The following is a 14,259-nucleotide window of genomic DNA, read 5'->3' on the forward strand; positions in this document are numbered from 1 at the left end:
GCCGATGTCAGCATAGGCCCGGCTCGTGGCTACGAAAGCCCGCATCCGCGGCTTTCATCGATGGGGTTCATATGACAACAGAAGCCGCCCAGATCAGTGCAACCCTGCTGTTGTTTGCCGCCATGATCGTGCCTTGGATCACGCGGAGATGGCCGCTTTGGGCGAGAGCCGCGTGGCGGACGGCTGTGTTTATCGCTCTCACATACACGGTGCTGCGAATCGGAGGGTCGCCGTTTGCGCCGCAGTTTGATGCTGCCGAGCCTGGCGACCGAATATGGCAGCAACTCATTGAGATCGGATGGTGGCTCGTTGCCGCCCAATGCGCAATCGGCGTTGTCCGGTTGCTGGTGGTCTTCGAGACCAAGCCGCGAGAAACGCGGATCGTTTCCGACCTGATGGCAGGGCTAATCCATCTTCTTGCGCTGTTCGCCGTTATCAATTTCGTCTTCGCCGTGCCGGTCGGCGGCCTTCTTGCCACCTCCGGCGTCATTGCGATCGTGTTGGGCCTAGCGCTTCAGAGTAGCCTGTCAGACGTATTCTCGGGGGTCGCGGTTGGCATAGAGCGCCCATACAGTCCTGGCGATCTGGTCTGGGTGGAAGGCGGGATAGAAGGCCGCGTCGTACAGGTAAACTGGCGTTCCACGCATATTGCGACGCTGAACGGGGACGTCGCGATCGTCCCCAACAGCGTGATGGCGAAGGCACGTCTGGTAAACCACAGCTTGCCGACGAAGGTTCGCCGCGTGTCGATCACGGTGAAGCTCGCAGCGAGTGAACGACCCGATCGTTGCATGGAGGTTCTGAACGCCGCAGTTAAAACCTGCGTGTTGCTATCGGCGACGCCGCCTCCAAGCGTCGCCCGCAGCGAGCTTCAAGGTGACGGCGTGGCCTACGACATCAGCTTTACGATTCCTAGCATCGAAGTGTTCGTCGAGGCCCGGACCGAACTGCTGGGCCACATCCAGTCCCATCTTCGGCACGCAGGCATTGCGCTCGCCGTTCCGGGTGTTCCGATCCAAGGGCGCTTGCAAGTCCCAACCGCTGCAACTCTCCTCGAGGAGTCCGATTGGTTCGGAGTCCTCGCCGATGCCGATCGAAGTCTCTTAGCGGACCAACTGGTCGAAGTGTGGTTCGCCGCTGGCGACCAGCTTATGAAGCGGGGTGACGATCCGAAAGTGCTGTTCATCGTGGCATCGGGCACCGTCGAGATTACGGATGGTCCGCCCGGTTCGACCGAAGTAATCTTCCGACTAGGTCCTGGCGGCAGCCTTGGGGCGATCGGCATGATCACAGGGACCCCCTACGCAGCAACGGCTACCGCATTGACGCCAGTGACCGCTTACCGCCTCGACAGAAAGGGCGTAGGCGACGCTATCGCGGCGCGCCCGGATCTGGTCAAGAGTCTGGAGGTATTGGCTCGCAGAGGACAGGAATTGAACCGCAGGGATGTTGTTGCGCGTCAGACCGACTATGCTGAAGCACCGGAAATGTTCCTGTCGAAGCTTCGCAGCTTTCTGCGAAAAATCTCTGAAAGCCCACGCGATGAAGACCAAAGGCGGCGCCGCTCGTAATGAGTACTTAGAAATCTCTGTGAAGGAGGAGCTTTTCCGGGTTCCCGGTGAGCAGCCGGCCGTTATCGAGGATCGCTCTGGTCGGCCCGATGCCAATGAGCATCGTGAGGCGGACGTTAGACCAGCCAGCATCCCAAGAGGCGACGACTGCGTTCGTATTCAAGCTCTTTAGTCATGATTTTTACTTCCGGCTTTGACGACGAAAGCACATGCGTGAAGCTGTTGAACAAAGGAGGAGACAGGGCATTTTGACGACGGCTGGCATACTCTTATGCGCGGGCTGGGTACCGCATTTCCGTATGTTCGTCTGGGGCTGCCTCTATCTAACATCGGGCATGGATTTTATCCGCCACATAGAGATGACGAGGGTTCCCCACCGGAACCCTGCCTCCATCTTTGTTCAACAGCAGATGTTTTGCTTCTCGACTGTTTGTCGCGCTTTGCACCGACGATAGGCTTTAAATTTTTGCTGTGGGAGTGACCTCCTGTCCAATCGCCCAAAGAAAAGCTGCCATCTCCCGGGCAATGGCGGTGACCGCGACGACCTTCGGCTTGCCTGCTGCCATCAGCTTGCGATAGCGCGCGCAGAGCCTCACCTGGCCTTTCCAGGCAATTTCCCGAACGGTCCTTGGCAATCCCTCTAGCCGCGCTTGGATCGTCGGGCTTACACGTGCCGGGAAGCGATATGTCCAGGCGCCTTCTATGAGGACCCGACGCGCCCTTGTGTTGCCTGCCTTTGTGATCCCACCACGCTTGACCCGTTCGCCCGTCGAGCTTTCCGACGGCACAAGACCAAGATACGCCATCAACTGACGGGGATTATCAAAGCGCCTGACATCGCCGATTTCGACCACGAAGGTGACCGCTGTCATGAATGCAACACCACGCATTGCTTGGTAGGCGGCCACAACCGGGGCCATCGACCAGGATGCTGCGGTCTCCACCACTAGCTGGGTCAGCCGGTCCAGACGCACGCCGGCATCCTCGATGGCCTGGCAATATTCCGCCAACAGGATGTGGTGGGCGGGATGATCGAAGGCCTGGCACGTCAGCCATCTTGTATGGGCGCGCGACCATGGTTTGCGGCCGGTATAGATCCGGCCATGACGCAACATGAAAGACTGAAGTTGCTGGCGCGCCTGTTTCAGCGCATCGCTGGCCGCCTCGCGAGCCCGCACCAGGTCGCGGATCGCCTCATGAGCCTCATCCGGAACCCAGACCGCGGTCAGCTCGCCCGCCCGGTGCAGGCGCGCCAGGCTTACGGCATCCCGGCGATTGGTCTTCACCCGGTCGCCCGCTCGCTTGGGCACCAACGTCGGCGCCACCACCACGCAGTCATGCCCCAGTTCGACAATTTGACGGTAAAGGCCGTAACCGGTGGGACCCGCCTCATAGCAAAAGTGAAGCTTGGCTCCGCGCTTGGAAAGCTTGTTGACCAGCGATGCCACAGACGCGGGCTCGGAAGAGATGTCGCCGAAAAACCGGACTTCGCCGTTGCGTTCTCCTTCGGCAACGGCCACTGAAATCTTCAATTTGGACGTATCCAAGCCGATGAAAATTACATTATCTTCTTTCATGGTTCGCCCTCGCTAAACTATGGGGCTCGGCTCTGGCTCTATCCAGAGCAACCCCCGAATTTAGTTTACCGCGGGGGCGGGCCACCTTCAGGCCACGAACATACGGTCTAACTGGCCTACAGGTCATTGCGGCAGAGGAGTTGAAATGTCCGCGGCCACGCAAAGTAGAAATGTCACTTTGGGCGCGTCTCCAGCCGTTTAGAAATGCGACACTCGACATGTCCACTTGCACTGACGCAAGCCCCCGACCGGACCGCGGCTGGGCCAGGTTGCAAGGACAGACCGGGAAGTAGCATACCCGGTCTTCGGACGCTCCTCGCGCATCTCTAAAATGCGGTACATCAAATCAAATGTGGCGACCCGGTTGAAATTGTCCGTCAGTCATCATTGTGACAGCAAGACTGAACTGCCCGTTTTGGCGCAAAGTTTAAATGTCATTTTTGCGCTGCCACACGGCACGACGATCAGGCTCAATCTGACGTGAGCCCGCTGGACTGACTGAATCGCCGTCTGTTTGTATTTCATATACAGGAAAGAACAAGCGGTCGTCGCTGTTCGGACCGTTGACGCAGCCCTGCGGCGGTTCCGATCCGCGTTGTGTGCGGGGCGTTCTGCTCCCAACAAACCGCAATGCTTTTCCTCCGGACATCGCCATAGCCTTTGAAAGAGGGGGAGGGTTGTGAAAGACATTGTATTGTGTTTTTATCTAATAAACGCGCAATTATTATTAGATAAGGTTCACTATGCGAACACCCCACAATTCACCGGAAACGATCGACGGCAAGACCGTCAAGAGTCTGGCCAGCGCGCATGCACTTAACAACGCCGTCGTATTGGGGCGGCCCGGCGGCTTCGCCGTTCTCGTGAAATATGGGACGGATCAAAGAGCGGTTGCCGCGCAACGGTCGCGCCAAATGCGAATCTGGCGCAATCTGAATACCGTCGCCGCCTATGTTCGCGATGAACTGGGCATTGCCCGGTTCGAAATCGATATGACAGAACACGATCCCTCGGCTATCGAAAGGAAGCGGCCCGACACGGCGGAACGCCAGCGCCAGCTGCGCGAAGCAGCTGAACATGACGCCTGGTTCCGAAGCCAGGTGCAAAACGCGCTGGATGGCATGAAAGACGGCTCGAATCCCGAGATCTCCGAGGATGCATGGGCGGCTCGGGCGAAGGCGAAACGGGCGGAACTCAAGCGTAGCATAGTGAAACGGGGCCGCTGAGCATATGCGGCTCGTCAGACGTGCCTCATATGGTGCAGACTTGGACCGCATCGTTGCGCATATCGCGAAGGACAACCCCGCGGCGGCTCTTGATATGTGGGATGAAATTGACCGGCAGGTTGAACGCTTGCGGGATTTCCCACGTTCTGGTCGAACGGGGCGAATAGTAGAAACAAGAGAATTGGTTGTGATCGGCACGCCCTTCATCGTTGTTTGCGCCGTCGGCGATAATGTGGATCTCATTCGTGTCGTGCACGGTGCGCAAAAGTGGCCTCTTGGTGATTAGAGGTTGACATCTTGCCGAAACAAGAACTGCTCAAAAATGTACGCGGCCTTTATCAACCAAAGACAGCCACGGCCGATTTGATGATGATGCCGCCATCCGGGCTTCTGCGTATTTGACAGCCGGTAGCGGCGCTGAAGACCTGCAGTAATTGCAGCGCCGGCGGCACCCGCGACCAAAGGCTCTGACACCCGTCGACCTTTAGCGCGTGCAGACGTCAGCTACGCGGAAGTGCGTTACAATCATTGTGCGGAGGAGTTGGAATGTCCGCTTTCCGGCAAAGTTAAAATATCACTGTCTGCGGCCTTTCTGTGACTTCAATCGGGGTGGTCGGGCAGGGCGGAGACCCTCAATCGCAGTCCTGACCGGCCACGTTGGGAGCCACCATGCGGCATTTCTCGATGGCCGCGGGCAGAATGCTCGCCGGGCTGGAAGGCGGCCTTTGGGCGATAATCGATCTTCGCGTTCTTCAGACACTCGGGGCAGTTGGGGAGGTCGAGAGAATGACAAAGCATGTTGGTGCATCAATCGGTGGGGTAGATGTCAACATCGGCTGTGTACCACAGTTGACAAACTATGCAGTATGCGTACTGTAATACACATGATTGAAGTTCGACTGACAGTCGTCTTTTCGCGATGGCTGGAAGATCTCAAAGACCGGCGCGCGCGTGACAGAATTCTCGCCAGATTGCGCCGTTTCGAATTAGAAAATTTCGGAGACGCAAAGCCCGTGGGGAGCGGGGTGAGCGAGGCACGAATAGATTATGGGCCGGGGTATCGCCTATATTTTGTGAGGCAGGCTGATGTTGTCGTAGTGATGCTGTGTGGTGGCGACAAAGCAACCCAGAAACGCGACATAGCGACGGCGAAGGCAATGGCGAAGGAGCTATAAGATGGCATTAGAAACAACGCGCTTCGATATTCAGAACTACATCAAAAGCCACGAGGATCAGACTGGCTATCTCGACGCGGTTCTGGAGGATGGAGATCCTGCTCTTATTGCAGCGGCCATCGGCGATATTGCCCGCGGACGCGGCGCATCGCAATTCGCGAAAGACAGCGGACTCAGTCGTGAAACCATCTACAAGGTTTTTCGCCCAGGGGGAAATCCGACGCTCGATACTATCGCCAAAGCGGTGAAAGTGCTTGGCCTGCGGCTGTCGCTGGTACCGGCATCCAACTCCACCAAAGGGCCGATCTGACAGATTGAAATCATTGGCATGTCGCACTTGGAAATAGAATGTACCCGGCTACATGTCATGTGGCGGCCAGGTTGAAATGTCCGCCGATTTGCAAAGTAGAAATGTCACTTTGGGCGCGTCTTCAGCCATTTAGAAATGCGACACTCACCATGTCCACTTGCACTGAGGCAAGCCCCCGACCGGACCGGCTGGGCCAGGTTGCAAGGGAAGGGAGGGGGCGGGTGAGACGCACCAACCGACTTTAGCTTTGACAGTCGGACCAGTCAGTCATTCCGCCGCATCGAGATCAGAGAGCGCTTGTCGCCGTCGGGCAATGACGGCGGGATCGTTCATAAAATCCGTCTTCCGCCCCGGCTTGCCGCCGCGAGGCGTGTAGCCGATCTTCTCGCTGTTGGTCTTCACCTTCGGCGTTGGTCGCTGATCCTGACGCTCCTTGATATAGGCTAGGAGTTCACCCAGCCGCTTGTTCTCGGTAATCGCCGCATGCGTCACCCGCTGATCCTTGTCGAACACCGTGTAGGGCAGGCAATATCCCTTCCAGCGCACATCCAGGCGACCGTCCGCATAGGCATAGGTCTCGACATAACGACCAGCCAACCCGCACGTCACCTCGGTCTCCTGCAGCATGATCCGCTGCCGTTCGAACGAAAACGTCAGCTGCGCACCGATATAGCGCTGTTCGCGTTTGCAGAGGATCTCTTGCAATCGATCCGGCGCCAGATTCATCGGCCGATGCAGGTCATCACACCGGGCAGGGACGATCGCAAACCGCGCGTTGTGTCCTCCACGAAGTCCCGCAGGAAGGTATTGCCGGCCTCCATGGTGTCGATGCCGGAAAGCCGCAGTTCTTTGACCAACCGATCCTGCAGTGTTCGGTTCATCCGCTCGACACGGCCCTTGGCCTGGCTCGAATTTGCGCAAAGAATCTCGATGTTTAGCTCGCACAGAGCACGCCCGAACTGGGTCATCCCCTGGCCACCCTTGGCGTCCTTTTTAGGGACTCGGAACACCGTATGCTTGTCGGAATAAAAGGCGATCGGAGCACCGTGATCCTTCAGGTAAAGCTCGAGCGCCTCGAAATAGCTGAAGGTGCTCTCCGAACGCACGAAGCGCAACTGCATCAGCTTGCCGGTCGCATCATCGACAAACACCAGCAGCGAGCAAGCCGGCCCGCGGTCCTCGAACCAGCGATGCTCGGAACCGTCGATCTGCACCAGCTCGCCATAGGCCTCGCGCCGCAATCGTGGCTGATGAAACGTCCGCCGCTGCTTGCGCGACAGCCACAGTCCAGCATCGACCATCCAGCCGCGCACCGTCTCGCGCGACACACGCAACCCCTCACGCTCGGCCAGCTTCTCCGTCGCCAAGGTCGGCCCGAAATCCGCATAGCGCTCGCCAACCAGCGTTACCGCATAATCGCGAACGCCGTCGCTGATCCGGTTGTTCGACGGTCGGCCAATCGCCTTGTGCCGGATCGACGCCGCGCCGTCCGTGCACATCCGTTGCAGAAGCCGACGGACCTGGCGGGTGCTCAGATCAAGCACATGCGCCGCCGACACCATGGTCATCCGGCCGGCGATCACCTTCGATAAAATCTCGATCCGCTGCAGATCACGCTCGCTCATCGCTATCAATCCCATCTGCAATCTCCGCCGTCATCAAAAACGGGGAGAGAGTGACATTTCTACTTTGCAGAAACAGGACATTCTAACTTTGCGGCTACATGTCATGTCAAAGCTGGCTAGACACGCGACATTGTCAGCCAGTTAGAAACGCGACACTGGCTCTGACGATCAGCCCCCGATCCGGCCGGCTGGGCCGGGTTGAAAGGGCGGAGCGGGGGCGGGTGATGATGCTCCCCTTCGGCTTTAGCTTTCTCAGTAGCAATTGTTCCGTCTCCGGCTGATACTCGTGCGCACCTGCATAGGGGCGGGGTAGGGATCAAAGTCGCAGGATGCTTCCGGAAATCAAACTGCAGGGTGACGTCAATGTCGCCGCGCTGTCACCACTTCTTCGCGGCATGCTTCTTGCCGTTGCCTATGCCGACGGTGAGGGGGGCATCGGGTTGACGGCAACCGGCGCCATGAACCGCAAGTTCGTGCATTGGGCCGCTGTTAACTTCCTCTGGCCCGACTTTACAGCCGAAGACCTCTATAGCATGAACAAGGTGCTCAATGAACGCGACATGCCGCCGCTCTGGGTCGTGCGCGACATGACCCGTCATCTGAAGCTGCTTCGTCGGAAAAAGGATGTGCTGCTGCCAACCAGACGCGGCCGCGAGTTTCTGGTGAACCCTAACGCCTTCTTCGATTTGGTCGCCACGGATTATCTCTATTCCTACATCCACGCCACCGAACGGGAAGAGGAGGTGCAAGCGCGGTTGCGCTGGTGGCGCATGTTCCTCAATCTTCTCAATATCAAGGCCAGAGAAGGTTGCACGCCAATGGAGGTTGTGAAAATCCTCTATCCAGATCTGGAGCCTCTTTCGGAAACCGAAATGACCCTGGAGGCCTGGAAGCTGAAATCCGATCTAAAATACGGCGTCTTACGGCGTTTGTGCTGGCTCGGCTTGCTCTATGAAGCAAGAGAGGGGCTCACACTCTTCCAGGACGGATCCTTCCACAAGACACCGCTTTGGTCCGCATGCCTGCAGCTGGAATCGGATACGCAAAGCGACATCGGCGTGCATTGACGATCTTTATTCCGCCGCTGGCTGCCTCAATAGCGCTTTCTCTCGCCGCGCAATCACCGCCGGATCGTTCATGAAATCCGTCCTCGGCTTGCGGCCCCGCTTCTGATAGCCGTTGGCGGTGCTACCGTCCCGAATGCCAAACATATGATCCGTCTGCCCGGTGCGTCGGGGACCGCTCTTGCTGCGCTGCTGTTCTCGGCCGGCCTGCATCTCTGCGACAATCGACAGCATGTCGTCCAGCCGTTTGTTGTCGACGACCTCCGCACGATGCACCGAGCGCAACGTGTCGAAGGTCCTGTAGGGTAGGGAAAAGCTCTCGTGCATGATCTCGAGCCGACCGTCCGGATAGTCGCAGACAATCACCTTCTGACCTGCCAATGGCCGGGAAATCTCGGTCGGATCGAGAATGAACAGCACCTTGTCGTAGCGCAGCGTCAGCGATTGCGACAGCGTGCGCACTTCCTTGCGGCACATGGCACCATCGAGGTTCTCGTGGTCGGCCAGCGGTCGGTGCATGTCTTTCGGATTGCGTGGCGGCTTGCCGAAGCGCCCGTTGAAATCCGCCATGAACTCAGGCGCATAGGCATTGGCAGCCTCGATCGTATCGATGCCGCGAAGCCGCATCTCCTTGACCAGCCGATCCTGCAATGTCTGGTTGGCACGTTCCACCCGACCCTTGGCCTGAGGGGTGTTGGCACAGATGATATCGATGTTGAGCTCATAGAGCGCCCGGCCGAACTGCGTCAGACCGCTTGTCCTGTCCTTCTTCGACGGATGCGTCGATCGAAAGACACCATGTTTGTCGCTGTAGAAAGCCAGCGGCTTGCCCCATTGCTGCAGATAAGCCTTCGTCGCATGCAGATAGTCGAACGTGTTCTCCGATCCGGCAAAGCGAAGATGCAAGAGCTTGCCGGTGGCGTCATCGATATAGACAAGCAGGGCGCACTTGGGGCCGCGGCTCTCGAACCACCAGTGATGCGAGCCATCGATCTGCACCAGTTCGCCAAAGCAATCGCGCCGGCCGCGTGGTTGGAAAACCCGTTTCTTGCGCTCCCGGCGCGAGACCCAGATGCCAGCCTCGGTCATCCATTGCCGCAGCGTCTCCTTGGCGACAGAGATCCGGTGCAACTCGATCAGCTTCTCGCGCGCCAGCGTCGGACCGAAATCCAGATAGCGCTCGCGGATCAGATCCAGCGCCGCATTGCGAAACTCCTCGCTGTGGCGCCGGTTGCTCGGGCGCGATCGCTTCTTTGAAACAAGCCCGGCCGGACCATCCCGGTCATAGGCCTGCAGCAGCCGATGGACCTGACTTCGACTAAGCGCGAGCTGTTCGGCGGCCTGGACGACGGTCAGGCGCTCGTCACGGATCTTCTGGATAAGCTCGAGGCGATGCAATTCTTTCTGCGACATGGTGATCAAAAAGGACATGACGACTCCGACCGCTCATGGTCTCGACCAGGTTGAAGGTCGTCATCCTTGCTCCCAACGTTGGCTTTGACCAGCACGTCGAGAGGCGAGGCTGTCGCATCTCTCTTATGTTCGTATTCAAGCTCTTTAGTCATGATTTTTACTTCCGGCTTTGACGACGAAAGCACATGCGTGAAGCTGTTGAACAAAGGAGGAGACAGGGCATTTTGACGACGGCTGGCATACTCTTATGCGCGGGCTGGGTACCGCATTTCCGTATGTTCGTCTGGGGCTGCCTCTATCTAACATCGGGCATGGATTTTATCCGCCACATAGAGATGACGAGGGTTCCCCACCGGAACCCTGCCTCCATCTTTGTTCAACAGCAGATGTTTTGCTTCTCGACTGTTTGTCGCGCTTTGCACCGACGATAGGCTTTAAATTTTTGCTGTGGGAGTGACCTCCTGTCCAATCGCCCAAAGAAAAGCTGCCATCTCCCGGGCAATGGCGGTGACCGCGACGACCTTCGGCTTGCCTGCTGCCATCAGCTTGCGATAGCGCGCGCAGAGCCTCACCTGGCCTTTCCAGGCAATTTCCCGAACGGTCCTTGGCAATCCCTCTAGCCGCGCTTGGATCGTCGGGCTTACACGTGCCGGGAAGCGATATGTCCAGGCGCCTTCTATGAGGACCCGACGCGCCCTTGTGTTGCCTGCCTTTGTGATCCCACCACGCTTGACCCGTTCGCCCGTCGAGCTTTCCGACGGCACAAGACCAAGATACGCCATCAACTGACGGGGATTATCAAAGCGCCTGACATCGCCGATTTCGACCACGAAGGTGACCGCTGTCATGAATGCAACACCACGCATTGCTTGGTAGGCGGCCACAACCGGGGCCATCGACCAGGATGCTGCGGTCTCCACCACTAGCTGGGTCAGCCGGTCCAGACGCACGCCGGCATCCTCGATGGCCTGGCAATATTCCGCCAACAGGATGTGGTGGGCGGGATGATCGAAGGCCTGGCACGTCAGCCATCTTGTATGGGCGCGCGACCATGGTTTGCGGCCGGTATAGATCCGGCCATGACGCAACATGAAAGACTGAAGTTGCTGGCGCGCCTGTTTCAGCGCATCGCTGGCCGCCTCGCGAGCCCGCACCAGGTCGCGGATCGCCTCATGAGCCTCATCCGGAACCCAGACCGCGGTCAGCTCGCCCGCCCGGTGCAGGCGCGCCAGGCTTACGGCATCCCGGCGATTGGTCTTCACCCGGTCGCCCGCTCGCTTGGGCACCAACGTCGGCGCCACCACCACGCAGTCATGCCCCAGTTCGACAATTTGACGGTAAAGGCCGTAACCGGTGGGACCCGCCTCATAGCAAAAGTGAAGCTTGGCTCCGCGCTTGGAAAGCTTGTTGACCAGCGATGCCACAGACGCGGGCTCGGAAGAGATGTCGCCGAAAAACCGGACTTCGCCGTTGCGTTCTCCTTCGGCAACGGCCACTGAAATCTTCAATTTGGACGTATCCAAGCCGATGAAAATTACATTATCTTCTTTCATGGTTCGCCCTCGCTAAACTATGGGGCTCGGCTCTGGCTCTATCCAGAGCAACCCCCGAATTTAGTTTACCGCGGGGGCGGGCCACCTTCAGGCCACGAACATACGGTCTAACTGGCCCAACTGTCGCATTACTAAATAGCCCTTACATGTCACTGTCGCATAAGATAACTTATGGAACTAATCTGCGGTTTGTTGGCTGTTGCGTTTCAGCAGCACCCTGTGAAATGCCAAAGTATGAACGTCCACGGACACCCGACCGAGCATTAGCCTTGGCGCACGCTTCGACGAAAGAAAGCGTTGGGCCATGGTGATTGCCGCAAAAGACCCGCGAAAGGTTATGGAGCAAACACCACCAGCGGACTTGCCGCTCAGCAAAAGCGGCACGGCGAACCAGCCGAACCGAGGCAGAACCAGACATTGACGCGATGGCGGCGTGGTCAGATACACCTCTCCCCCTGAGGCACTTATCTTGCGAGGGAAACACATCAGGTCCAGTATCGAGACTTGCATCTCGTGCGCCAAATCGCGACCAGCACAATCTGTGCGGAGAACGACGATGAAGTCCGCGTCAGTGTTTTTCCTGAGCATGCTCTTCGTCGCCGCCCCGGACCTGGACGTCGTCGTCCTCCAGAGATCGTGCGGGCTGCCGCATAAAGCATCGCGGGTCCAGGGATGAAGGCGAAAACCGCAGTGGTGACGACGAATGCAAGTAAGATATCAAAACCAAGCACTCGACAGTTCCTTTGCTCAACCTGATGGGCTCCAGTCTAGTGCCTATTCTGATTGCCGCAATGACCGGATTTAGCGCTTTCGGCGGCGACCCAACGGAGGAAATTCCCTTCCCCACGGATAACCCATTTGGGAGATGTGCGACATCGGTTCCAAACGTAACACTGGACCTCTGGAAAGCTCGGGAGGGAACCGATGAGGTATACATTTGCATTGGCAGCCGTCGCGTCAGTTGCATTGGCCGTGTCTCCGGCCCTTGGGAAAAACGAGGGCAAGCTTCCCAAGAATGCGAAACCCCTGTCGGCCGAGGAAACGACCAAGGTCTACGTCGGAAACACCGTCAAATACAACGTGGACTTCGGCGCGGTGTATTATACGTGGCTTCCCGATGGAAAGCTCCTCGGTGTACTCGACCGGAAGAACGGCACTCATGCCTGGGCCGACGGCACATGGACCGTGAAGGACAATCTTTTTTGCTTCAAGGCGGACTGGAAAAACGCGGCGGGGGAAACCGCGGAGACCTACGCGCCATGTAAGCAATGGTACCGAGCAGGCAAGCAATTGTGGACGAAAAACGTCTCTGGCGATGACGACCAATACCTCGGCGACATCTACAACGACGAAGTGAAAAAGATGTCCAAGGGCGACAAGGTTTCATCGCGTATCGAGACAGTGAAGGCTTCGATGAAATAGTGGCGAACCCGCCACTTCAGCGCCACTAGACCTCCCCATCCCTGATGTCGAAGTCTAGCGACGAGGTCCAGGGATCAATCGTGAAGCCAACGCGATGAACTCGGTTTGCTTGTGGGTTTGAGATTTGGACAGGATAGCCTTCACATGGGCTCGGGCGGTTTCTGAAGTAGTCTCGCTCCGCTCGGCTACAGTCTGGATATCGTAACCTGCAACGAGCATCGACGCCACCCGAGCTTCTGCCGGAGTGAGCCCGAATAGGAGGGCGAGACGCTTTTCGGGCATCCTCGGACGCTCCTCCATGTCGAAAACCAGAATGATCGCACTCGTGGCGGTAAATGCGTCTGAGATCAAGCTGCTCGTCGGCATCGCCTCGACGAGCAACGGTCGCCGTTCGCTTCTCGGGATCAGGACAGATAACTCACCTTCGACCGCTGATGGCAGCCCTCGCGAGACCGCCTTGCGGATCAATGCCCCAAGTTCCCGATTGCCCTTGATGTCTCCGGCAATAAGATGGCGCGAGACGATTGTCAGTCCGTGTCCGAGCAGGCGCTCAGCCCGTTGGTTATGTCGCAAGACACATCCATCGGAACCGAGCAGGAAAGCCGCCGTACCGCTCGCGTTGAAGGCCTGCAGGGCCGCGCCGGCCTCGCTGATGGCCAGCGTCTCCGAAAACAAGATCATTCTCCTGAAGTGATGGTTGAGGGCGGCCAGAAGCGGAACATCGTCTTTTTGGAAATGGCCTTGATTGTTGTTCCTCAGCATCGTCACCGCCCATCGCTGCCGATTTGCCGTGAGGCCAGTCATGGCGAAACCCGGATATCCAAATCGAAGATAGAGGTCGTTGTAGTGGGAAAGGCGCTTCCGCTCCTCGTCGGAGGCAAGATCGTGTTCCAGAACAACTGATTGGCCGTTATCAAGGAGCCGCGTGCCTCGTTCTGCCCTGTAATGGTTCAGATACCACTGATTGGCGATGTACTCCTCGAGTAGACCTCGATACTCCACCGAGGCTGGCAGCAGATCAAAGGTCCGATTGGGATTTCTCGGATCGTGACCGTTCGGGTCGGGATTTCGAGCATAGAACATCAAACAGGACGCATCGATTGACGCCGCAAGCTGTTGAAGGGCGTCCGGCCAAAGGTCAGGCGACACGATCGCTTGATAGCAATCGTTCAGCGCAGCATCCGTGCGAGTGCCTAGCGTCATCAGGTCCCCCGTGGACGGCATTGCAACTTTAGCAATATACTATGTTCGACAGAAAGGCCAATACGTACAATGTGTGATAGTAGCGACGACGGACTCGGGCAACTTCATAATCCTCGTGCT

At 57.8% G+C, this 14,259-nt stretch carries 12 protein-coding genes and 3 pseudogenes; 7 read left to right on the forward strand and 8 right to left on the reverse strand.

Annotated elements, in window-relative coordinates:
* The first annotated feature begins 71 nt into the window (after positions 1 to 71).
* Positions 72 to 1,571, forward strand: coding sequence for a mechanosensitive ion channel family protein (locus NBG89_RS25695; protein WP_431323140.1), 1,500 nt, complete (start codon positions 72 to 74; stop codon positions 1,569 to 1,571).
* Between the two features lie 458 nt (positions 1,572 to 2,029).
* Here NBG89_RS25695 and NBG89_RS25700 read toward each other — a convergent pair whose 3' ends face one another.
* Positions 2,030 to 3,148, reverse strand: coding sequence for an IS110 family transposase (locus tag NBG89_RS25700; protein WP_431323141.1), 1,119 nt, complete (start codon positions 3,146 to 3,148; stop codon positions 2,030 to 2,032).
* A gap of 743 nt (positions 3,149 to 3,891) precedes the next feature.
* Between NBG89_RS25700 and NBG89_RS25705 the strand changes: the two genes are divergently transcribed.
* Both NBG89_RS25705 and NBG89_RS25710 read left to right on the forward strand, forming a co-directional pair.
* Positions 3,892 to 4,374, forward strand: coding sequence for a hypothetical protein (locus NBG89_RS25705; protein ID WP_431323142.1), 483 nt, complete (start codon positions 3,892 to 3,894; stop codon positions 4,372 to 4,374).
* 40 nt (positions 4,375 to 4,414) lie between these two features.
* The gene (locus NBG89_RS25710) at positions 4,415 to 4,660 is read left to right on the forward strand and encodes a type II toxin-antitoxin system RelE/ParE family toxin (RefSeq protein ID WP_431323143.1); all 246 of its coding nucleotides are present in this window, start codon (positions 4,415 to 4,417) and stop codon (positions 4,658 to 4,660) included.
* Between the two features lie 52 nt (positions 4,661 to 4,712).
* On the opposite strand, the pseudogene NBG89_RS25715 reads toward NBG89_RS25710, so the two are convergent.
* A pseudogene (locus NBG89_RS25715) lies at positions 4,713 to 4,844 on the reverse strand (IS1595 family transposase); the annotation flags it as partial.
* A 414-nt stretch (positions 4,845 to 5,258) separates the two neighbouring features.
* Here NBG89_RS25715 and NBG89_RS25720 point away from each other — a divergent pair.
* Entirely contained in the window at positions 5,259 to 5,549 is a 291-nt protein-coding gene (locus NBG89_RS25720; RefSeq protein ID WP_431323144.1) for a type II toxin-antitoxin system RelE/ParE family toxin, read from the forward strand.
* 1 nt (position 5,550) lies between these two features.
* Positions 5,551 to 5,859, forward strand: coding sequence for an addiction module antidote protein (locus tag NBG89_RS25725; protein ID WP_431323145.1), 309 nt, complete (start codon positions 5,551 to 5,553; stop codon positions 5,857 to 5,859).
* Positions 5,860 to 6,126: 267 nt separating this feature from the next.
* On the opposite strand, the pseudogene NBG89_RS25730 reads toward NBG89_RS25725, so the two are convergent.
* A pseudogene (locus NBG89_RS25730) lies at positions 6,127 to 7,499 on the reverse strand (ISNCY family transposase).
* A gap of 314 nt (positions 7,500 to 7,813) precedes the next feature.
* On the opposite strand from NBG89_RS25730, the gene NBG89_RS25735 reads away from it, so the two are divergent.
* On the forward strand, positions 7,814 to 8,551 hold the full coding sequence (locus tag NBG89_RS25735; RefSeq protein ID WP_431323146.1) for a hypothetical protein: 738 nt from the start codon (positions 7,814 to 7,816) through the stop codon (positions 8,549 to 8,551).
* Positions 8,552 to 8,557: 6 nt separating this feature from the next.
* On the opposite strand, the gene NBG89_RS25740 is transcribed toward NBG89_RS25735, so the two are convergent.
* The 4 genes and pseudogenes from NBG89_RS25740 to NBG89_RS25755 all read right to left on the reverse strand — a co-directional run.
* On the reverse strand, positions 8,558 to 9,979 hold the full coding sequence (locus NBG89_RS25740) for an ISNCY family transposase (RefSeq protein WP_431323147.1): 1,422 nt from the start codon (positions 9,977 to 9,979) through the stop codon (positions 8,558 to 8,560).
* A gap of 416 nt (positions 9,980 to 10,395) precedes the next feature.
* Positions 10,396 to 11,514, reverse strand: a complete 1,119-nt coding sequence (locus NBG89_RS25745; protein WP_431323141.1) for an IS110 family transposase — start codon at positions 11,512 to 11,514, stop codon at positions 10,396 to 10,398.
* Between the two features lie 177 nt (positions 11,515 to 11,691).
* Complete coding sequence (locus tag NBG89_RS25750) at positions 11,692 to 12,102, reverse strand: hypothetical protein (RefSeq protein WP_431324606.1); 411 nt, start codon at positions 12,100 to 12,102, stop codon at positions 11,692 to 11,694.
* A gap of 32 nt (positions 12,103 to 12,134) precedes the next feature.
* A pseudogene (locus NBG89_RS25755) lies at positions 12,135 to 12,245 on the reverse strand (LysE family translocator); the annotation flags it as partial.
* Positions 12,246 to 12,456: 211 nt separating this feature from the next.
* On the opposite strand from NBG89_RS25755, the gene NBG89_RS25760 reads away from it, so the two are divergent.
* Complete coding sequence (locus NBG89_RS25760; RefSeq protein WP_431323148.1) at positions 12,457 to 12,936, forward strand: DUF995 domain-containing protein; 480 nt, start codon at positions 12,457 to 12,459, stop codon at positions 12,934 to 12,936.
* A gap of 54 nt (positions 12,937 to 12,990) precedes the next feature.
* Here the strand turns inward: NBG89_RS25760 and NBG89_RS25765 are convergent, their stop codons facing one another.
* Complete coding sequence (locus NBG89_RS25765; RefSeq protein ID WP_431323149.1) at positions 12,991 to 14,139, reverse strand: helix-turn-helix transcriptional regulator; 1,149 nt, start codon at positions 14,137 to 14,139, stop codon at positions 12,991 to 12,993.
* Between the last annotated feature and the right edge of the window lie 120 nt (positions 14,140 to 14,259).

The sequence above is a fragment of the Rhizobium sp. YTU87027 genome (genome assembly GCF_050644135.1).
Classification (GTDB): domain Bacteria; phylum Pseudomonadota; class Alphaproteobacteria; order Rhizobiales; family Rhizobiaceae; genus Rhizobium.

What these genes read in the sequence shown, in the direction of transcription:
- NBG89_RS25745 (WP_431323141.1), bottom strand. Translation starts at nt 11,514, where the DNA reads ATGAAAGAAGATAATGTAATTTTCATCGGCTTGGATACGTCCAAATTG.
- NBG89_RS25720 (WP_431323144.1), top strand. Translation starts at nt 5,259, where the DNA reads ATGATTGAAGTTCGACTGACAGTCGTCTTTTCGCGATGGCTGGAAGAT.
- NBG89_RS25725 (WP_431323145.1), top strand. Translation starts at nt 5,551, where the DNA reads ATGGCATTAGAAACAACGCGCTTCGATATTCAGAACTACATCAAAAGC.
- NBG89_RS25735 (WP_431323146.1), top strand. Translation starts at nt 7,814, where the DNA reads ATGCTTCCGGAAATCAAACTGCAGGGTGACGTCAATGTCGCCGCGCTG.
- NBG89_RS25695 (WP_431323140.1), top strand. Translation starts at nt 72, where the DNA reads ATGACAACAGAAGCCGCCCAGATCAGTGCAACCCTGCTGTTGTTTGCC.
- NBG89_RS25700 (WP_431323141.1), bottom strand. Translation starts at nt 3,148, where the DNA reads ATGAAAGAAGATAATGTAATTTTCATCGGCTTGGATACGTCCAAATTG.
- NBG89_RS25705 (WP_431323142.1), top strand. Translation starts at nt 3,892, where the DNA reads ATGCGAACACCCCACAATTCACCGGAAACGATCGACGGCAAGACCGTC.
- NBG89_RS25765 (WP_431323149.1), bottom strand. Translation starts at nt 14,139, where the DNA reads ATGACGCTAGGCACTCGCACGGATGCTGCGCTGAACGATTGCTATCAA.
- NBG89_RS25740 (WP_431323147.1), bottom strand. Translation starts at nt 9,979, where the DNA reads ATGTCCTTTTTGATCACCATGTCGCAGAAAGAATTGCATCGCCTCGAG.
- NBG89_RS25750 (WP_431324606.1), bottom strand. Translation starts at nt 12,102, where the DNA reads ATGCTCAGGAAAAACACTGACGCGGACTTCATCGTCGTTCTCCGCACA.